Origin of the sequence: Agromyces sp. NPDC056965 (assembly GCF_042673425.1) — a bacterium.
GTDB lineage: Bacteria > Actinomycetota > Actinomycetes > Actinomycetales > Microbacteriaceae > Agromyces.
Map to the genome: position 1 here is coordinate 31,146 of NZ_JBHURI010000025.1, position 19,117 is coordinate 50,262.

Consider the following 19,117-nt stretch of genomic DNA (forward strand, 5'->3'; position numbering starts at 1 on the left):
CTAGGCCTGCTCGGCGAGGAGGTCGTCGATGATCGTCTGCAGGATCGAGGCATCCTTCAGCTGCCCGAGCACGCGGGCCGCCACCTTGCCGTCCTGGTCGAGCACGATCGTCGTCGGCACGGCGGCGGGCGGCACCCGGCCGGCGAACGCGAGCTGCGCCTCGCCGGTCTCGACGTCGAGAACCGACGGGTAGGTGATGCCGTACTCCTTCTCGAACGGGGCGGCGGTGCCCGCCTGGTCGCGCACGTTCACCCCGGCGAAGCTCACCTCATCGGCGTCGACCGCCTCGTGCACCTCCTGCAGGATGGGCGCCTCGACCCGGCAGGGCGCGCAGCCCGCGTACCAGAAGTTGACCACCTGCACCTTGCCAGCGTCATCCGCCGAGTCGTACTGCTCGCCCTCGACGGTCTCGCCCGAGAACTCGATGGCGTCGCCGCGCTCGGCGGAGTCGTAGACCGTGATGGTGCCGTCGCCCGCGATGTAGTTCTTGCCGCTGCCCTCGCGGAACTGGTCGGCGAGCGGGTCGCTCGTGCACCCGGTCAGCACCAGGGCGGCAGCCAGTGCCACCGCAGTCAGCGACCAACGACCGCGCATCACACTGCTCCTACGTCTGTCGCCTGCGCGGCGAGGCCCGCAGCAGGATCGGTGTAGCCCACCTCGACGAATCGCTCGCCGCGTCGCTCGAGCGTCGTAATGCTCGAGAGGGCGCAGCGCCGGCGCCGGGGATCGTGCGCGAGGGAGATGCCGGCGAGACGCCGGTGCACCATCCAGATCGGCAGCTGGTGGCTGACGATCACGACGTCGCCGCCGTCGACCGACTGCCAGGCGTCGCCGATGACGGCGAGCATGCGATCGGCGATCGAACGGAACGGCTCGCCCCAGCTCGGCTCCCACGGGTTCACGAGCAACGCCCAGTTGCGGGGGTCGCGGAGCGCGCCGTCGGGGCCGCGCATGCGCTTGCCCTCGAAGCGGTTCTCGGGCTCGATCACGCGCTCGTCGAGCACGGGCTCGAGGCCGAAGGCCGCGGCGATCGGCTCGGCCGACTGCTGCGTCCGCTGCAGCGGCGAGGAGACGAGTGCGCCGACCGGGCGATCACGGGCGACGAGGTCGTCGGCGGCGGCCTGCGCCATGGCGCGGCCGAGGTCGGAGAGGCCGAATCCCGAGAGTCGTCCGTAGAGCACACCCTGGGGGTTGAACACCTCGCCATGGCGCACGAGATGGATCTGATCGGCCGGCACGGCTTCCAGTCTAGAGAGCGGCTTCCTTTGAATCCGCCGAGCGTTGGAACCCCCACGGGTAGGATGGTCGATCGTGAGTACCCGCACCCTCGTCAAGAACCTCGCCGCCCTCCCCGACGGCCCCGTCACCGTGTCCGGATGGGTCGAGACCGTGCGCGATCAGAAGAAGGTGCAGTTCGTCATCCTTCGCGACGAGTCGGGTGCCGTGCAGCTCGTGAATCCCGCGACGCGCGAGGTCGAAGACGGCGCCGACGCCGAGGCATCCGCTCGCCTCGCCACGACCGAGGCCATCTCGGCGCTCGCGCACGGGTCGTTCATCACCGTCACCGGTGAGCTCAAGCACGACGAGCGCGTCAAGCTCGGCGGCCTCGAGGTGAAGATCGCCTCGCTCGAGGTCGTCACCGCCGCCAACCCCGAGACGCCGATCGCGGCCGACTCGAGCCTCGACAAGCGAATGGACTGGCGCTTCCTCGACCTGCGGCACCCCAAGCAGGCCCTCATCTTCCGCATCCAGACCACCTTCCTCCACGCGCTGCGCGGTGTGTGGGTCGAGAAGGGCCTCATCGAGATCCAGACCCCGAAGCTCATGGCCTCGGCGTCGGAGTCGCGCGCGGAGCTCTTCGAGGTCGAGTACTTCGAGGGCAAGGCGTACCTCGCGCAGAGCCCCCAGTTCTTCAAGCAGATGGCGCAGGCGGCCGGCTTCGGCGGCGTCTTCGAGGTGGGCCCCGCGTTCCGCGCCGACCCCTCGTTCACCTCGCGCCACGCGACCGAGTTCACCTCGGTCGACACCGAGATCAGCTGGATCGACTCGCACGAAGACGTCATGGCCCTGCACGAGGAGCTGCTCGTCGCGGGCTTCCAGGCCGTCGTCGACAAGCACGGTGCCGAGATCGCCGAGCTCTTCGGCATCGAGCTCGCCGTGCCGACGCGTCCGTTCCCGCGCATCCCGCTCGCCGAGGCGAAGCAGATCGTCGCCGACCGCGGCTACGTCATCCCCCGCGCCGACGATGACATGGACCCCGAGGGCGAGCGCCAGATCTCGGCGTACGTGAAGGAGGCGTTCGGCCACGACTTCGTGTTCCTCACCGACTACGCGTCGAGCATCCGGCCGTTCTACCACATGCGCCACGAGGGCGACCCGAGCCTCACCAACTCCTACGACCTCATCTACAACGGCGTCGAGATCTCGACCGGTGCGCAGCGCGAGCACCGCATCGACGTGCTCGTCGAGCAGGCCCGCGACAAGGGCATGGACCCGGAGGAGCTCGAGTTCTACCTCGACTTCTTCCGTTACGGCGTGCCGCCGCACGGCGGCTTCGGCATGGGCCTCGCGCGCGTGCTGATGCTCATGCTGAACGAGCACTCGATCCGCGAGACGACGTACCTGTTCCGCGGCCCGACGCGCCTGCAGCCCTGACCCATTCGGGCCGGCCAGCCGTGAGGTGACGCGAATCGACCTCTCCCCGGTGCGGAAAGCTCGATTCGCGTCACCTCACGGTGCCTGGGCGCCAACCGGCGGCGATCAGCGCGTCGCGGAGCCTGGCGATCCGCTGCCGGCGCAGGATGCCTCGGTGCCGGACGTTGAATCGCACGAGACGCCAGCCCTCGTGGGCGACGTCGTCGAGCCGGTCGACGTCGCGAGCGTACTGATCCCGGTCGGTGCGGTGCTGCTCCCCGTCGTACTCGGCGGCCACGCGATACGCGGGATACGCGAGGTCGGCGATCGCGATCAGCCGGCCGTCCGCGTCGGTGATCTCGACGTTCACTTCGGGCTCGGGCAGGCCGAAGTCGACGAGATCGAGTCGCAGTTCCGTCTCGGCCGGCGAGTCGGTTCGTGGTCGGATCCTCGCGAGCGCGCCGATCAGCTTTCGTCGGCCACGCCGTCCGGCCCGGCGCCGAACCGCAGCCTGCAACCCCTCGGGCGTGGCGAGCGGTCGCCGACGTCGCAGGAGCGCGTCGCCGATGACGACGAGCTCGCGCTCCGTGAGCGAATCGGCGAGCTGGCACCAGGCGTCGACCGGGTCGACGACGGAGAGTCCGAAACGGCGGGTGACGCTCACGTCGCCCGCCAGCACCAGGTGGCCGTGCACGCCTGCGGCGCGTGGCAGTCCCGCTGGAGAGATCGCGGCGACGTGCACCTGTCCACGGAGTCGGTGCGGAATCGGGAGCCCGTGCAGTTCGGCGGCGGTGCCGTGGCTGAACACCTCGCTCGGACGCATGCGGGCCGCGTAGGCGCGACACATCGACAGCAGCGACCGCGGTTCGGATGCACTCATGCGCACACCGTGGAAGGGTCGCGAGAGGTCGGGGCCGCGAAGCCGCCCCTCGGCGAGGCCCGCGTCGGCCGCGTCCCTCACGTGGAAGGGACGGCCGGTGAGATGCGAGGGGAGGTCGAGTCGAGGTGGCATCCGCTCAGCCTGCAGCCAGAGTGCGCCCAGCGGCCCTGCCCGAGCGCCGTTGTGAGCATTCCGCCCGTCCGCGGCCCCCGGAGGACGAGTCATCACGAGTGACGTGACGCGAATCGACCCTCCAGCCGTTTCGGAAGGTCGATTCGCGTCAGCTGGGCCGATGGCAGCGCAGTGGGCCGGCCGCTGGGGCACGCCGTAGGCTCGGGATGTGACGATCGACATCGAGCCCACGCCCATGATCCGCATCGAGGGCGGCCCGTTCCGCATGGGCTCCGAGGAGTTCTACGCCGACGAGACGCCCGTGCACGAGCGCACGGTGGGCTCGTTCGAGCTCGACGTGCACCCTGTCACGAACGAGCAGTTCGCCGCCTTCGTCGAGGAGACCGGCTACGTCACCGTGGCCGAGCGCCCGCTCGACCCCGCCGACTTCCCCGGTGTCGACCCTGCCGACCTCGTTCCCGGCGGGCTGGTGTTCACGCCGACCGCGGGTCCCGTCGACCTGCGCGAGTGGCGGCAGTGGTGGCGCTGGGGTGCCGGCGCGAGCTGGCGGCATCCGTTCGGCCCCGAAGCATCCGTTCGGCAGGCTCAGTTCGGCGCCGTCGACGCGCTCGTCGACCGCCCGACGCATCCGGTCGTGCAGGTGAGCTTCGAGGATGCCTCCGCCTACGCCGCGTGGGCCGGCAAGCGCCTGCCCACCGAGGCCGAGTTCGAGTTCGCCGCTCGCGGCGGTCTCGACGGTGCGCGCTTCGCGTGGGGCGACGAGGAGTTCCCCGACGGGCGGCTCATGGTCAACCGGTGGCAGGGCTCGTTCCCCTACCGCAACACCGGCGCGGAGGGCTGGGCGGGCACCTCGCCCGTCATGACGTTCCCCGGGAACGGCTACGGCCTGTTCGACGTCACCGGCAACGTCTGGGAGTGGACGACCGACTTCTACACCGCGCGCCACAACCCTCCGGGCGTGGAGGCGGTCGACGCCGAACGGCGCCCGAACCTGCTCGCCGCGGCATCGGCCGAACCCGGCTCGCGCATCCCCCGTCGCGTGCTGAAGGGCGGCTCGCACCTCTGCTCCCCCGACTACTGCCTGCGCTACCGGCCGGCGGCCCGATCCCCGCAGGCCGACGACTCGGCGACGACGCACATCGGCTTCCGCTGCGCCCGCGACGCCTGATCGGGCTCGTCCCTCAGCTGCTCGGCGGTGAGACCGGCGCGCGAACCGCCTCGTCGAGTGTCGGGTACACCCGCGCCTGGGCCTCGAGGCCGGCGAACCAGCTCGTGCGCCGAGCGATCCCGGCGCCCTCCGCGGGCACGGCCGCGAGTCGGAGCTCGACGCCCGTCGACGCGAGTTCGCGGTCGAGGTCGGCGAGGGTGTCGAGCACCGTGACCGAGGTCGCCGAGAGTCGCGAGAGCTCCAGGGCCACCGCCCTGATGCCCGGGTTCTCCGCCGCTGCGCTCAGCACCGCGTTCTCGTTCGCGAGCACGTTCGCGGTGTAGAGCGGCCCCTCGAGGCGGATCGGCAGCACACCGTCGACGACCGCCTCGGTGACGACGCGCAGCCGGTTGAGCTCGCGGAGCACGACGACGAGCGTGGCCACGACGCCCACCGCCACCGCGGGCAGCAGGCCGGCGGTGAGGCCGACCACGGCGGTGATGGTCGCGATCCAGAAGTCGTTGCGACTGATGCGCCAGAACCGCACGAGTGCGCCGATGTCGATGAGCCCGATGACGGCGACGAGCACCAGGGCGGCGAGCGTCGCCTGCGGAAGCAGGCTCAGTACCGGCGCGAGCAGCAGGGCGACGAGCACGGCGAGCACGGCCGTGACGATCGAGGCGAGCTGCGTGCGCGCTCCGGCGCCCTGGTTGACCGCGCTCTGCGAGAAGCCGCCCGCCGAGGGCAGGGTCTGGAACAGGGAGCCGATCGCGTTCGCCGCTCCCGTCGCCAGGAGTTCCTGGTTGCTGTCGATCTGCGTCTCACCGGGCTTGCGGATGCCGCGCGCCACCGCCGCGGACTCGAGCAGTGCCATGACCGCTATCGCGAGGGCGCCGGGCAGCATGCCGCCGAGGTGGGCCGGCGACGGCAGCTCGGGCGGCGGGAATCCCGTCGGCACGGGTGCGATGAGCTCGACGCCCGCGGCCTCGATGCCCGAGAGGGCCACGAGCAGGATGCCGGCGGCGACCACGATGAGCGGGCCGGGCACGCGCGGCGCCCAGCGCTTGACGACGACGAGCACGACGATCGAGGCCGCCGAGAGCAGGACGGTCGCGAGATTCGCACCCGGCAGCGCCTCGACGACCGCGACGATCGACCTGATGAACCCGTGCCCCGAGAAGTTCTCGGTCTCGCCGAGCAGCTTCGGGAGCTGGCCGGCCGCCACGGTGGCACCGACGCCGATCTGCACACCGGTGATCGTCGCCTTCGAGATGTTCTCGACGAGCGAGCCGAGCTTGAGCAACCGGGCGACGAGGAGGATGAGTCCGACGAGGAGCGTGAGCGCCATGAGGTCGGGGATCGGGTCGTCGGAGTCGGCCGCGACGCCGACCGAGACGAGCGTCGTCGCGGTCAGCGTCGCGATCGTCGACGTCGTCGACACGCTCATCGCCCGCGACCCGCCGAGCATGGCGTACACGACCATCGGCACCATGCACGTGTAGAGGCCGACCTGCACCGGCAGGTTCGCGATCGTCGCGTACGCCATCGCCTGCGGGATGACGACCGCTCCGGCCGAGAGCCCCGCCAGGAGGTCGGCGCCGAGCCATTCGCGGCGATACCCCCGAAGGGTCGGGAAGAGCAACGCGCGCCGTCGCGCTGCAACGGTGGGCTGCGACATCCGCCCGCCTATGCTGCCGGGTCGGGGAACACCGTCGCCCAGTCGCGCGCGACGCTCACGATGGTGAAGTCGTGCTCGGATGCTGCGGCGAGCGCCTGTTCGGCCCCTTTGTCGTACGGGGTGTCACCGCGACCGGTGTCGTCGTCGTGGTGCACGAGCAGGGTGAGGTGCTTCGCGCTGCCCTGCGCGTACCGGAGCATCTGGATGTCGCCGTTGGAGTTGCCGGCGGCGAAGATCGGACGGCGTCCGACCCTCGTCCAGATGCGCACCGGCTTCACCGGGCCGTCGTCCATGAAGTCGAACGTCGAGTGGTAGTGCACCTGGTTCGACGCCTCGTCGTACCCGAGGCCGAGCGCCGACCCGATGACGCGTTCCGGGGGGATGCCGTAGTTCTCGACCGTCATGGGCCGCATGAAGTCGCGGTCGCCGCCCGAGACGATGTAGTTCGTGAACCCGTTCGCCTCGAGGTACCGCAGCAGCTCGACCATGGGCTCGTAGACGACCTCGGAGTACGGTCGGTGCAGCGTCAGGTGCCGGGCGTCGCGGTAGAAGTCGGCGACCATCGCGGCGTACTGTTCGACGCCGAGGTCTGCGGTCGACCCGAGGATCGCGCCGATCATGACCTTCACGTCGGAGTCGTCGCCGGCGTAGTGCTTGTCGACCGCTCCCCCGAGCCACGCGAGGTCGCCGGTGACGGCCGCCTTGTAGGGCTGCTGCTCGGCGAGCGACGGGTCGGCCGCTGCCGCCGCAGCCCACTGCTGGACGATGAAATGCAGTTGCGTCGGCATGGGCTTCTCGGTCCAGAGCGTGCCGTCGTTGTCGAACACGGCGACGCGCTCGGGCTCGGGCAGCGCGTCGGGGCCCGACGAGACCGACTCGACGAACGCGAGGATCGCGTCGCGAGTCGGCCCGTCGGACCACGACGGGAGCGGGCGAGGTGACTCAGTCACGCGCGTACGCTGCGGCCATGTGCGCCTCGACGTCGATGTAGACGTCGTCACCGATGTCGAAGACCACCTTGGCGATCTCGCCACCGCTGAACTCGAATCGCGATCCTTCGTACTCGCTCGAGACGGCGTCACCGCTGTCGTAGCCGATGCAGAGGCCTTCGCCGCAGAGCGAGAAGTGACCGAGCACGGTGCGGATCTCCTGCTCGGCGACGAGCTGATCGTCGATGTAGAGCTTCAGCGGGCCGACTCCCTCCCGGTAGGGGCCCATCTTCTCCTTGGTGAACTCGACGCCGATGATGTGCTTGCCTGCGGCCGGCATCGGCGCGACGATGCGATCTTCAGGCGGGATGCCGAGGAAGTTGTACGCGTAGGTCACCTTGCCGTCCTTGATGAACAGCGCGTGGCCGCCGAACCTCGACCCGTGAGCGAAGATCACGCCCTCCGTGTCGGCCGTGAGGTCGACCTCGGCGAGGATCTTGTACGAGACGCCGTGCACGTTCGCGGCGGACCGCTCCGGGATCTCGGTCGTGCCGGGGTAGTACGTGTATTGGCCGCTCGGCGGCACCGGCACCTTGAACTCCATGCCGAGGAACGTCTCGTAGTCCTTCGGGTTGCCGATGATCTGCAGGTCGTTGAGCGGAAGCACCTTGTTGGCCTTGGCCTCGCTGAGCCAGAGCGCCTTGAGCTCCTCGAGCTTCTCGGGATGCTCGGCCGAGAGGTCGTGCGCCTCGGACCGGTCGACATCGGTGTGGAACAGCTGCCACACGTCCTTGTCGAACCCGCTCATGCCGCTGACCGGGCCGTGCTCGGCGACCGCCTTCCAGCCCTTGTGCCAGATTCCGCGGCTGCCGAGCATCTCGTAGTACTGGGTCTCCTTCTGCGTCTGCCCCTCAGCCGGAGCATCGAAGGAGTAGCGCATCGAGACGCCGTCGAGCGCGTTCTGGGTCACCCCGTTGTACGTCTCGGGCATCTCGACCCCGCAGACGTCGAGGATGGTCGCGACGATGTCCGTCGAGTGGTGGTACTGGTTGCGCACCTCGCCCTTCGCCTGGATACCGGCAGGCCAGTGGATGACCATCGGATCGCAGACGCCGCCCTGATAGGTGTACCGCTTGAACATCTTGTACGGAGCCGAGAACGCCATCGCCCAGCCGGTCGGGTAGTGGTTGTACGTGTCGGGGCTGCCGAGCTTGTCGACCATCGTGAGGTTCTGCGCCTCGTCGTCGGGGTAGCCGCCGAAGATCTTGCCCTCGTTGACCGAGCCGTTGGGGCTGCCTTCGCCCGACGCCCCGTTGTCGGCGCAGTAGATGACGATGGTGTTCTCGAGCTGACCCGATTCCTCGAGGTAGTCGATGATGCGGCCGACTTGGGCATCGGTGTACTCGGAGAACCCGGCGAACACCTCCGCCATGCGGGAGAACATCGCCTTCTCCTCGTCGTTCAGCTCGGCCCACGGGCGTACCTCGTCGGTCTGGCTGTAGGTGCCGTCGGGCATCGGGTTGATGTCGCCGTAGACGGTCCCCTCGGGCAGGAGCCCGCGTTCGATCATGCGCGGCACGACCCAGTCGCGGTAGGCCTCGTACCCGTCATCGAACTTGCCCTTGTACTTCGCGATGTACTCCTCGGGCGCGTGGTGCGGCGCGTGGTTCGCCCCCGGGCAGAACCACATGTACCAGGGCTTGTCGGGCTCGGTCTGCTTGGAGTCGCGGATCATCTTGAGCGCCTGGTCGGCGAGATCCTTCGACAGGTGGTACCCGTCTTCGGGCAGGTAGGGCTGGTCGATGTAGTGGTTGTCTTCAGCGAGCGACGGGTACCAGTTGTTGGTCTCGCCGCCGATGAACCCGTAGAAGCGGTCGTAGCCCTGCGCGAGCGGCCAATTCTTCTTCGAGGCACCCGCGGTCCACTCATCGATCGGCACGTTGTGGTTCTTGCCCACCCAGTAGGTCGACCACCCGGCGTCGCGCAGGATGTTCGCCATCGTCGCGTTCTCGGGCGGGATGTGGGAGTTGTAGCCGGGGAACCCCGTCGACGACTCCGAGATCGTCGCGAAGCCGTTGGAGTGGTGGTTGCGCCCGGTCAGGAACGTCGATCGCGTCGGCGAGCAGAGAGCCGTCGTGTGCCACTGCGAATAGGTCAGGCCGCCCTGCGCCAACCGGTCCATCGTCGGCATGTCGATGCGCCCGCCGTACGGCGACCATGCCGCCTGCCCGGTGTCGTCGTAGAGCACGACGAGCACGTTGGGTGCGCCCGCCGGCGCCTTGTCCGAGAGGAACGCGTCCCAATCGGCGGTCGAATCCCGCACGTCGAGCTTGATGTCGCCCTTGAATTCCCTTGTCACGCGAACCCCTCCCCAGTTGCCGCCGACCGCCAGCGGTCGGGGCCAACGTTGCCAGAGCGCAGCGGCTTTGACAACGATGAGGATGCGTCGGGTCTTCAGCCGGCGAGCAGCGCCGTCTTCAGTCGCACGGGGTCGATGCGCCAGTAGTTGTGCACGACGTCGTCGATGAGCACCACCGGGATCTCCTCGGCGTAGCGGCCACGCAGTTCGTCGTCGTCGAGGATCGAGCGTTCGACGAGCTCGATGCGCGGCGGGTCATCCGTCGCCTCGATCTCGGCCATGACGGCCGTGACGACCTCCCGTGCGTCGTCGCAGAGGTGGCAGCCGGGCTTGCCGATGAGAGTGAGACGGATGTCGCGAGCCATGCTTCGATGCTACGTCGCCCGGGTACAGCGAAAAGCGCCAGGCCGCAGGGCCTGACGCTCAGCCGAGTCTCGAAGGACTACTTCTTGTTGCGACGCTGGTGGCGCGTCTTGCGAAGCAGCTTGCGGTGCTTCTTCTTCGCCATACGCTTGCGGCGCTTCTTGATGACGGAACCCATCAGAACCTCACAGAAAAGATCGAGTCGGACGCGCGTGCCGCGGCCGGAGGCCAGAAAGCCTCGGGGTAGTCTACCGGATCCGAACGGCAGCCTTCGCCCGATGGGTTAGCGTCGAGGGATGCCCCGCCCCGATCTCGTGATCCGAACCACCGAGGAATCCGACTGGCAGGCCGTGCGCGCACTGCGCCTCGAGATGCTGCGCGACACCCCGCTGGCCTACGCCGAGACCCTTTCGACGGCCCTCGACGCCGATGAGGCCACCTGGCGGGCGCGGGCCGCTCGAGGCACGACGCCCCGGCAGACCTCGATCGTCGCGATCGACGGCGACCGCTGGATCGGGCACATGGGCGGCTACATTCCGGATGCCACGTCGGGCCCGATGCTCGTCGGCGTCTACGTCGCCCCCGATCATCGCGGCGATGAGGCCGGCGTCTCGCGGCGGCTGCTCGAAGCGGTCGAGCAGTGGGCGCGCGAGTTCGGTGGCACGCTGCGCCTCGAGGTGCATGAGGACAACCCGCGGGCGATCCGCTTCTACGAGAAGCTCGGCTTCACGCTCACCGGCCGCAGCCGCGAGTACGAGCTCGCGCCGGGCGGCCTCGAACTCGAGATGATCAAACCCCTGCACTGAGTCGGCGGGTCGCGGCAGACTGAGCGCATGACCGCATTCGTGCAAGTGCTGCTCGTCGTCGCGATCCTCGGCACCGGCCTCGTCGCCGGGGTCTTCTTCGCCTTCTCGGGCTTCGTCACGCAGGGCATCGCGCGCCTGCCGGGCGCCGACGCCGCGCGCGCGATGCGCGAGATCAACGTCACCGCGGTGCGGGCGCCGCTCATGCTCGCGATCTTCGGCACGGCACTCGTCGTCGCGGTGCTCGCCGTCTTCGCCTTCCTCGGCGAACCCGAGGGAGCGACGTGGTGGTCGATCGGCGGAGCTGCGCTCTACCTGCTCGGCGTGGTCGGCGTGACGGGCGGCGCGAACGTGCCGCGCAACAACCGCCTGGCAGCGCCGGCCGAGACGGATGCCCCGGCGCTCGCCGCCGCCTGGCAGGCGTTCCGCCCGGGCTGGCTCGCGTGGAACCACGTGCGCACGATCGCCTCGACCGCGGCGTGCCTGGCGTTCGTGCTCGCGGCGCTCATCGGGGGCTGAACCGGGCACCGCGCTGCGCCGCGGGCGTGGTACCGCGGTACCACTCGGCGTCCACCCTCGGGTGGAGGCGGTGCGGAGCAAGCTCCCCCGGCGGATCGATGCGGGGAGACTCCTCCGCTTCGTAGCGTGGATGACGGGCGATTCCGCCCTGCTTCCCGCAACGACTGCCCCGATGAGAGGCTGCCCGGCCATGACCTTCCTCACCAAGCTGAGCCTCGCCAACCGAGCGATCGTCGGGCTCGTGACGATCGTGATCGTCGGCTTCGGACTCTTCGCGACCACGTCCCTCAAGCAGGAGCTGCTGCCGTCGGTGCAGCAGCCCGGCGCGGTCGTCGTGGCGACGTTCCCCGGAGCCTCCCCCACCTCGGTCGAGCGCGAGGTCACCGAACCCGTCGAGCGGGCCGTGCGCAGCGTGAAGGGCGTCGATCAGGTCACGTCGAGCACGATGAACGGCAACGCGAGCATCCAGGTGCAGTGGGAGTTCGGGCTGGACTCGGAGAAGATCATCGCCGACATCCGCTCGGCCATCGAGGGGACGCGGAGCGCCCTTCCCGCCGACGCGACGACCGAGGTCTATGCGGGAAGCACCGACGACATCCCCGTGATGGCGCTGGCGATCGCATCGGAGGCCGACCCCTCGGACTTCGCGGGGCAGGTCTCGTCCACCGTGCTCCCCGCGCTCCGCGAGATCGACGGCGTCCGCGAGGTCCAGCTCAGCGGGCAGAACGAGACCCAGCTCGTCATCACGATGCGGCCCGCCGACCTCGCGGCGAAGAAGGTCTCCCGCGAGGAGGTCGCCGCTGCGATCACCGCGAGCGGCGTCGTGGTCGCCGCGGGCACGAGCGTGAGCGACGGCGTCGCACTCGCGATCGAGGTCGGCAGCGCAGTCACGTCGCTCGATGACCTGAAGGCGCTGCCGATCCAGCATCAGGACGGCCCGTTCGCCCTGTCGTCGGTCGCCGACGTCGAACTCGTCCCGGCCGCGATGACCTCCATCGCCCGCGCCGACGGCCTGCCCTCGTTGAGCATCTCGGTGCTGAAGGCCCCCGACTCCAACGCCGTCGAGGTCGCCCACGCGATCAGGGCGGCGCTGCCCGACCTCGAGCGCGAGCTCGGCCACGGCGCCGCGTTCACGGTCGTCTTCGACCAGTCGCCGATGGTCGAGCAGTCGATCCACGACCTGTCGGTCGAGGGCGGACTCGGGCTGCTCTTCGCCGTGCTCGTGATCCTCGTCTTCCTGCTCTCGCTCCGGTCGACCATCATCACGGCGGTCTCGATCCCGCTGTCGCTGCTCATCGCCATGATCGGGCTCTGGATCGGCGACTACTCCCTCAACATCTTCACCCTCGCGGCGCTGACGGTCGCGGTGGGTCGCGTCGTCGACGACTCGATCGTCGTGATCGAGAACCTGAAGCGCCGGCATACGGGCGTGCCGATGACGACCGCGTCGGCTCTCGCAGCCGTTCGCGAGGTGGCCGGCGCCGTGACCGCATCGACGATCACCACGGTCGCGGTGTTCCTGCCCGTCGCCTTCGTGGGCGGAACGATCGGCGAGCTCTTCCGACCGTTCGCCGTGACCGTGACGCTCGCGCTGCTCGCGTCACTCCTCGTCTCGCTCACGATCGTGCCGGTACTCGCGTACTGGTTCATGGGCGGGCGTTCGGCGGAGGCCGACGATGGGGCGAAGGCCGCGGATGGGGCGAAGGCCGCTGATGCGGCGGACCTCAGCCCGGCCGCTCCCGGTCCCGTGGCTGCCGGCCTGGCCGCCACCGCTGACGGGGTCGAGTCGTCGCGGGCCGAGGCGTACACCCGGCTGCAGCGCGGATACGTCCCGGTCCTCACCGCCGCGCTGCGGCATCCGATCGTCTCGCTCCTCGTGGCCACCGGCATCTTCGCCGGCACGATCGTCGCCGGCGGGTTCCTGAAGATGGACTACCTCGGCAGCCTCGGCGAGGAGCACAGCCTGAGCCTCACGCAGGAGCTGCCGACCGGCACCAGCCTCGACGTGACGAGCGCGGCGGCCGCCCGGGTCGAGAAGGTGCTGGCGGAGACCGAGGGGGTCGAGTCGTACCTCACGACGATCGGCGACGGTTCGTCGACGAGCACGGCATCGATCACCGTCACCCTCGACGAGCGCGCCTCGAGCGACGAGGTCGGCGCGGCGGTCATGGCGGAGGTCGAGGGGCTGAGCGACGTCGGCACCGTCTCGCTCGGCGCGACGGACGCCGGATTCTCGGCCGGCGGAGTGCAGGTGGCGGTGCGCGGAGAGGACGCGGCGGCGATCGCCACGGGCGCGGGAGCGGTGCAGGAGATGCTCGCCGGCGTGCCCGGACTCGGAGAGGTCACGAGCGACCTCGCCGACGAGCAGGCGATCCTCAAGGTGGACGTCGACCGGGGGGCGGCCGCGCGGAACGGCTTCACCCAGGCCCAGGTGGGTTCGGCGATCTCGGATGCGGTGCGCGGTGCGTCGCTCGGTTCGATCGTGCTCGAGGGATCGTCGAGGGAGGTCATCGTCCGGGCGCAGCGCGTCGGCGCCACCCCGGCGGAGATCGCCGCGCTGGAGCTGCCGGTGAGCGGGCTGCAGCAGGCCGCGGCGCAGAAGGCCGCGGCCGACCGGCTCGAGGCCGACCAGAAGGCCTCGGCGGAGCGCGCCCAGGCGGCATCCCTCGCCGAGGTCGCGAAGCAGGAGTCGGAGCTCCGCGCCGCTCGCACCGACGCGACGAATCAGCTCGGCGGTCTCACCGCTCAGCTCGCGGCACTCGCGAGCGCCCCCGTGGAGGTGCCGCCGGTCGTGCCGACCACGCCCGAAGAGGAGGCGATCGCTCGCGCGTACCAGGAGCGGGCGGAGCAGCTCGCCGCGCTCGACGGCGCCATGGCCGGAGCCCGTTCCGCCGTCTCGGGGATCGACGAACAGCTCGACGCGATGGCGACGGCCCGCGCGGATGCCGCCGCGCAGCGGGCCGAGGCCGAGGCCTTCACGCTGGCGCAGGAGAACCTCGCGAACACGACCGCCGCACCGATCAAGGTCTCCGACGTCGCCAGTGTGGCGAATGAGGCCGCACCTGCCACGATCACGCGAGTCGACGGCGTGCGCACCGTGACCGTCTCGGCCGTGCAGGAGGGCGACGACCTGAGTGCGATCACCCTCGCGGTGCGCGACGGGCTCGACGGACTCGAACTGCCGAACGGGGTCACGGCCACGATCGGCGGCGTCGCGCAGGCGCAGGAGGAGTCGTTCGCCCAGCTCGGGATCGCGATGCTCGTGGCGATCGTGCTCGTCTACATCGTGATGGTCGCGACGTTCCGCAGCCTGCTGCAGCCGCTCATCCTGCTGGTCTCGGTGCCCTTCGCGGCGACCGGCGCGGTTGCGGGGCTCCTCATCACCGGCACCCCGCTCGGCATCCCCGCGATGATCGGCCTGCTCATGCTCATCGGCATCGTGGTGACGAATGCGATCGTGCTCATCGACCTCATCAACTCGTATCGTGCGCGCGGCGACAGCGTGCAGGATGCCATCGTGCACGGGTCGAGGCTCCGGCTGCGGCCGATCATCATGACCGCGTGCGCCACGGTGTTCGCGCTGCTCCCGATGTCGATCGGCCTCACCGGAGGCGGCGTCTTCATCTCGCAGTCCCTCGCGATCGTCGTGATCGGCGGACTCGTCTCGTCGACGCTGCTCACGCTGCTGCTCGTCCCGGTGCTGTACTCGCTGATGGAACGCCGCGGCGAGCGCCGGCGCGCGCGTCGGAGCGCGAAGGCCCGGGAAGCGGCGAGCGAGGCGACGGACGATCGCGCCGATGCCGCCGACCTCGTCGACGCACTCATGGCGGATGGCCGGTAGGAGCCGGAGCGGCGGGGCGGCAGTGCCGCTCCGCCGCGGTCGCGACGGGCTAGCGGCGCTTCTTGGGCGCGACGACCGCGGTGACCTGGTGCGCGGTCTCGGCGAACGCCTTGCCGATGGCCGAGGCGAACGCGAACTGCTCCTCGTTGAGGGCGATCTCCTCGCGGGCGCCGGCGTTCGCGAGCGTGGCGGCGTCGGCCGCGGCATCCGTCGACACGAACGGGATCAGCCAGTCCTCGAGCGTCTCGAGCGGCGTGCGGTCGAGCTTGTAGTAGCGGTGCTGGCCCTCTTCGCGCACGGCCACGAGGCCCGACTCGCGGAGCACCTTCAGGTGCTTCGAGACCGTCGGCTGGCTCGCGCCGAGTGCGCTCACGATCTCGGAGACGCTGATCTCTCCACCCGACGACGGCACGTCCGCCTCGCGCTCGAGGAGCACGGCGAGGATGTCGCGCCGCGTCGAGTCCGCCACCACGTCGAAGATGTCCGCCATGCCCCAAGGTTAGTCACTCCGCGTGGGGAGTACCATGACTCACGCGTTCGGTGACGGCGGAGGGGGCTCGATGCGCGCACAGCCGATGGGTCGACTCGGCCGAGTCGACCGCCGGTCGTGGCTCGGCAAGCTTCGCGACGCGGTCGACTCGCTCGTCAAGAGCTCGCCGTCGCGATTCGCGATCCTCGTCTTCGCGGCGCTCATCCTGCTGTTCACGCTGCTCTTCTCGCTGCCGATCGCCACCGCCGACGGCAGCATCACCCCGCTCCACGACGCGCTGTTCACCGCGGTCTCCGTCATCTGCGTCACGGGCCTCGCGACGGTCGACATGGCGACGTACTGGTCTCCGTTCGGCCACGGCCTCGTGTACCTCGGCGTCAACATCGGCGGTGTCGGCGTGCTCACGCTCGCGACGACGCTGGGCTTCGTGATCTCGCGCCGGCTGGGGCTGCGCGCCAAGCTCATGGCGGCGAGCGACACGAACCCCTCGCGCCTCCACGTGGGCCCCGTCGCCGAGCGGCAGGCGGTCCGCCTCGGCGAGGTCGGCGGGCTGCTGTTCACCGTCGCGATCAGCGCGTTGGTCATCGAGGCCGCGATCGCGGTCGGCCTGATGCCGAGCATGCTCGCGGCCGGCTACGACGTCGGGCACTCGATCTGGTACAGCCTCTACTACTCGGCGATGGCGTTCACGAACACCGGCTTCTCGCCGAACCCGGGCGGGCTCCTCCCCTTCGAGCACGACTACTGGATGCAGTCGCTGCTCATGATCGGCGTCTTCCTCGGCAGCCTCGGCTTCCCGGTGATCTTCGCGCTCTCGCGCGCATGGCGGCAGCCGCGGAAGTGGAGCGTGCACGTGAAGCTGACGCTCACGACGACGGTGATCCTCTTCGTCGCGGGCGCGGCGATGTTCCTGCTGCTCGAGCACGCGAACCCGAAGACATACGGGCACCTCGACGCCGGCCCGACCATATTCCAGTCCTTCTTCATGTCGGCCATGACCCGCTCCGGCGGCTTCGCGACGATCGACATGCACGACCTGTACGGCTCGAGCCAGCTCGTCAGCAGCATGCTCATGTTCATCGGCGGCGGCTCCGCGTCGACCGCGGGCGGCATCAAGGTGACGACGCTCGCCGTGCTGTTCCTCGCCGCCTTCGCCGAGGCGCGCGGCAATCCCTCGATGGAGGCGTTCGGCCGGCGCATCCCCCGCGACATGCTGCGCCTCTCGGTGAGCGTCGTGCTCTGGGGCGCGACGATCGTCGCCGGCGCCTCCATCGCCATCCTGCAGATCACGAAGGCGCCGTTCGAGAACGTGCTGTTCGACGTGATCTCGGCATTCGCGACGTGCGGGCTCTCGACCGGGCTCACCGCCGAGCTGCCGCCCGAGGGCGTCTACGTCATGGCGGCCACGATGTTCATGGGGCGGGTTGGTACAGTGACACTCGCCGCGGCCCTGGCGGCGAGCCAGCGCCGGCAGTTGTTCAAACGTCCGGAAGAGAGGCCCATCGTTGGTTGATCGAATCAGGCACGACGCCCCGGTGCTCGTGATCGGCCTCGGCCGCTTCGGAGCCGCCACCGCGGGTCAGCTCGACCGGCTCGGCCGCGAGGTGCTCGCCGTCGACGAGAACGAGGGCCTCGTGCAGAAGTGGTCGGAGCGGGTCACCCACGCCGTCGTCGCCGACGCCAAGTCGATCGACGCCCTGAAGCAGATCGGCGCGCAGGACTTCTCGATCGCGGTGTGCGCGGTCGGCTCGTCGATCGAGGCATCCGTGCTCATCACGGCGAACCTCGTCGACCTGAAGATCCCGCAGATCTGGGCGAAGGCGATCTCGGCCTCGCACGGCAAGATCCTGCAGCGCATCGGTGCCAACCACGTCATCTACCCCGAGCGCGAGGCGGGCGAACGCGCCGCGCACCTCGTGAGCGGTCGCATGCTCGACTTCATCGAGTTCGACGACGACTTCGCCCTCGTGAAGATGTATCCGCCGAAGCCGATCCGCGGCAAGAACCTCACCGAATCGGGTGTGCGGTCGAAGTACCGGGTCACCGTCGTCGGCGTGAAGAGCCCCGGCAAGCCGTTCACCTACGCGACCGAGCAGACCGTGGTCTCCAACCACGACCTCATCATCGTCTCGGGCACCGAGAGCGACATCGAGCGGTTCGCCGCGCTCGAGTAGCGCTCAGCCCACGAACATCAGCACGACGCCGATGACGGCGGAGGCCGCGGCGATGCCGATAAACACGAAGCCGAGGATGCGGATGACCCTCCGGCCGGTCGGCGGCTCGTGGAGTCGCAGTCGGTACGGCTCGCGCTCCTTGTAGAACGCGGGCTCCTCGTCGGGGTTGGTGACATGCGCGCGCTCGTCCACGCTCAGCCGGCGCGACTGGAAGCCGTCCTCGGTGAACCACCGCACGATGCTGCCGTCGCCGTCGTCGACGACCACCGCCTCGGTGCGCAGCCAACGACCGTCGGCGACACGGATGAGGAGCGCGAGGAGCAGGCATCCGAGCCCCGCGGCGAGCGCGAACCATCCGATCACCTCGGTGATGACCGAGATGGTGTCCGCCGCGTTCATGAGCACAAACGTATCGCCCCGCACGCACCCCGACCGTACGCGTGAGGAACCCGTCGGTGAACGGGTCGGGTCCGTTCGGATCCCATGAGCGGCCCTGCTGCGCACGACGAGCCGGGCGTAGACCGGAAGGAACACCCCGAGGAGGTTCCGTCGATGAGTATCCTGCACACCGTGACGTGGCTGCGCCACCGCTACACCGGTCCGTGGTCACGCGATGCGTGGCCCGAGTCGACCGTGATGGAGGCGGGTGACGTGCGCGTCAACTCCGTCTCGCTCCTCGACGTCGCCGCGAGCCACGGCACTCCGTGCGTGCGCATCGCCGCCGCCGTCGTGCCCGGCACCTGGGGCGCCCCGTCGACCACGCAGTACACCTCGGTCGTGATCACGCGGGTTCTCGCGGTCGAGACGCTCGCCGACGGTTCGATCGGCGCCTGGGTCGACGCCGATCTCGACCGCTGCTCCCCCGTGTTCTCGGAGGCGCGGATCATCGGGCGCCCGAGCGTCGAGCTGAGACTGCCCGTGCAGCTCCGGCCCTCGGTCACGACCGCCGCCGAGTTGCCCACGGCGACGCTGCCGATCGATCTGCACCCAGGGGACCTGGTCGCCGTGCCCTGTCGCGGGGCGACGTCGCAGCGCGACATCCGCCCCACGAGCCGCCACCGTGCCCGGCTCTCCGACGATCGCGTCGATCACGATCGCGACGACTTCCCGCAGGGGCATTGCGGACGTTGATCCCTGGAACGGCGGATGCCGCGTGCCGAAGCACGCG

Annotated in this window: 18 protein-coding genes; 8 read left to right on the plus strand and 10 right to left on the minus strand. The window is 69.7% G+C overall.

Translation table 11 applies throughout. From position 1 onward, the window contains the following. Both ACFTQE_RS08500 and ACFTQE_RS08505 read right to left on the minus strand, forming a co-directional pair. Nucleotides 1-594 carry a TlpA family protein disulfide reductase gene (locus ACFTQE_RS08500; RefSeq protein WP_376924643.1) on the minus strand — a complete coding sequence of 198 codons (594 nt, stop codon included), beginning with the start codon at nt 592-594 and terminating at the stop codon, nt 1-3. After that, on the minus strand, nt 594-1,238 hold the full coding sequence (locus ACFTQE_RS08505) for a histidine phosphatase family protein (RefSeq protein ID WP_376924644.1): 645 nt from the start codon (nt 1,236-1,238) through the stop codon (nt 594-596). Before ACFTQE_RS08505 ends, ACFTQE_RS08500 begins: the two co-directional genes overlap by 1 nt. A 73-nt stretch (nt 1,239-1,311) precedes the next feature. On the opposite strand from ACFTQE_RS08505, the gene aspS reads away from it, so the two are divergent. Next, entirely contained in the window at nt 1,312-2,655 is a 1,344-nt protein-coding gene (gene aspS / locus ACFTQE_RS08510; RefSeq protein WP_376924645.1) for an aspartate--tRNA(Asn) ligase, read from the plus strand. A gap of 70 nt (nt 2,656-2,725) precedes the next feature. Here the strand turns inward: aspS and ACFTQE_RS08515 are convergent, their stop codons facing one another. Next, entirely contained in the window at nt 2,726-3,514 is a 789-nt protein-coding gene (locus ACFTQE_RS08515; protein ID WP_376924646.1) for a hypothetical protein, read from the minus strand. A 367-nt stretch (nt 3,515-3,881) separates the two neighbouring features. On the opposite strand from ACFTQE_RS08515, the gene ACFTQE_RS08520 reads away from it, so the two are divergent. Beyond that, nucleotides 3,882-4,814 carry a formylglycine-generating enzyme family protein gene (locus ACFTQE_RS08520; RefSeq protein ID WP_376924659.1) on the plus strand — a complete coding sequence of 311 codons (933 nt, stop codon included), beginning with the start codon at nt 3,882-3,884 and terminating at the stop codon, nt 4,812-4,814. A gap of 13 nt (nt 4,815-4,827) precedes the next feature. Here the strand turns inward: ACFTQE_RS08520 and ACFTQE_RS08525 are convergent, their stop codons facing one another. From ACFTQE_RS08525 to ACFTQE_RS08545, 5 genes are all read right to left on the minus strand, one after another. Further along, complete coding sequence (locus ACFTQE_RS08525; protein ID WP_376924647.1) at nt 4,828-6,471, minus strand: SulP family inorganic anion transporter; 1,644 nt, start codon at nt 6,469-6,471, stop codon at nt 4,828-4,830. Nucleotides 6,472-6,479: 8 nt separating this feature from the next. Beyond that, nucleotides 6,480-7,421: an HAD family hydrolase gene (locus ACFTQE_RS08530; protein ID WP_376924648.1), complete on the minus strand. Its 942-nt coding sequence runs from the start codon at nt 7,419-7,421 to the stop codon at nt 6,480-6,482. Then, nucleotides 7,414-9,759 carry an arylsulfatase gene (locus ACFTQE_RS08535; protein ID WP_376924649.1) on the minus strand — a complete coding sequence of 782 codons (2,346 nt, stop codon included), beginning with the start codon at nt 9,757-9,759 and terminating at the stop codon, nt 7,414-7,416. The genes ACFTQE_RS08530 and ACFTQE_RS08535 overlap by 8 nt, the downstream gene beginning before the upstream one ends. Before the next feature lie 95 nt (nt 9,760-9,854). Further along, entirely contained in the window at nt 9,855-10,124 is a 270-nt protein-coding gene (locus ACFTQE_RS08540; protein WP_376924650.1) for a glutaredoxin family protein, read from the minus strand. 77 nt (nt 10,125-10,201) lie between these two features. Then, the gene (locus tag ACFTQE_RS08545; RefSeq protein ID WP_003792170.1) at nt 10,202-10,300 is read right to left on the minus strand and encodes a 30S ribosomal protein bS22; all 99 of its coding nucleotides are present in this window, start codon (nt 10,298-10,300) and stop codon (nt 10,202-10,204) included. Nucleotides 10,301-10,418: 118 nt separating this feature from the next. On the opposite strand from ACFTQE_RS08545, the gene ACFTQE_RS08550 reads away from it, so the two are divergent. From ACFTQE_RS08550 to ACFTQE_RS08560, 3 genes are all read left to right on the plus strand, one after another. Then, the gene (locus ACFTQE_RS08550) at nt 10,419-10,928 is read left to right on the plus strand and encodes a GNAT family N-acetyltransferase (protein WP_376924651.1); all 510 of its coding nucleotides are present in this window, start codon (nt 10,419-10,421) and stop codon (nt 10,926-10,928) included. A gap of 27 nt (nt 10,929-10,955) precedes the next feature. Further along, nucleotides 10,956-11,444 (plus strand): DUF1772 domain-containing protein, encoded by a 489-nt coding sequence (locus ACFTQE_RS08555; RefSeq protein WP_376924652.1) that lies wholly within the window; start codon nt 10,956-10,958, stop codon nt 11,442-11,444. Between the two features lie 190 nt (nt 11,445-11,634). Continuing rightward, entirely contained in the window at nt 11,635-15,285 is a 3,651-nt protein-coding gene (locus tag ACFTQE_RS08560) for an efflux RND transporter permease subunit (RefSeq protein ID WP_376924653.1), read from the plus strand. Between the two features lie 49 nt (nt 15,286-15,334). Here the strand turns inward: ACFTQE_RS08560 and ACFTQE_RS08565 are convergent, their stop codons facing one another. After that, complete coding sequence (locus ACFTQE_RS08565) at nt 15,335-15,775, minus strand: ArsR/SmtB family transcription factor (RefSeq protein WP_376924654.1); 441 nt, start codon at nt 15,773-15,775, stop codon at nt 15,335-15,337. A 70-nt stretch (nt 15,776-15,845) separates the two neighbouring features. Between ACFTQE_RS08565 and ACFTQE_RS08570 the strand changes: the two genes are divergently transcribed. Continuing rightward, complete coding sequence (locus ACFTQE_RS08570) at nt 15,846-17,288, plus strand: TrkH family potassium uptake protein (protein ID WP_376924655.1); 1,443 nt, start codon at nt 15,846-15,848, stop codon at nt 17,286-17,288. Then, nucleotides 17,281-17,949 carry a potassium channel family protein gene (locus ACFTQE_RS08575; RefSeq protein ID WP_375837654.1) on the plus strand — a complete coding sequence of 223 codons (669 nt, stop codon included), beginning with the start codon at nt 17,281-17,283 and terminating at the stop codon, nt 17,947-17,949. Before ACFTQE_RS08570 ends, ACFTQE_RS08575 begins: the two co-directional genes overlap by 8 nt. Before the next feature lie 3 nt (nt 17,950-17,952). Here the strand turns inward: ACFTQE_RS08575 and ACFTQE_RS08580 are convergent, their stop codons facing one another. Beyond that, nucleotides 17,953-18,348, minus strand: a complete 396-nt coding sequence (locus tag ACFTQE_RS08580) for a hypothetical protein (RefSeq protein WP_376924656.1) — start codon at nt 18,346-18,348, stop codon at nt 17,953-17,955. A gap of 153 nt (nt 18,349-18,501) precedes the next feature. On the opposite strand from ACFTQE_RS08580, the gene ACFTQE_RS08585 reads away from it, so the two are divergent. After that, nucleotides 18,502-19,080 (plus strand): hypothetical protein, encoded by a 579-nt coding sequence (locus tag ACFTQE_RS08585; protein ID WP_376924657.1) that lies wholly within the window; start codon nt 18,502-18,504, stop codon nt 19,078-19,080. Nucleotides 19,081-19,117 lie beyond the last annotated feature (37 nt).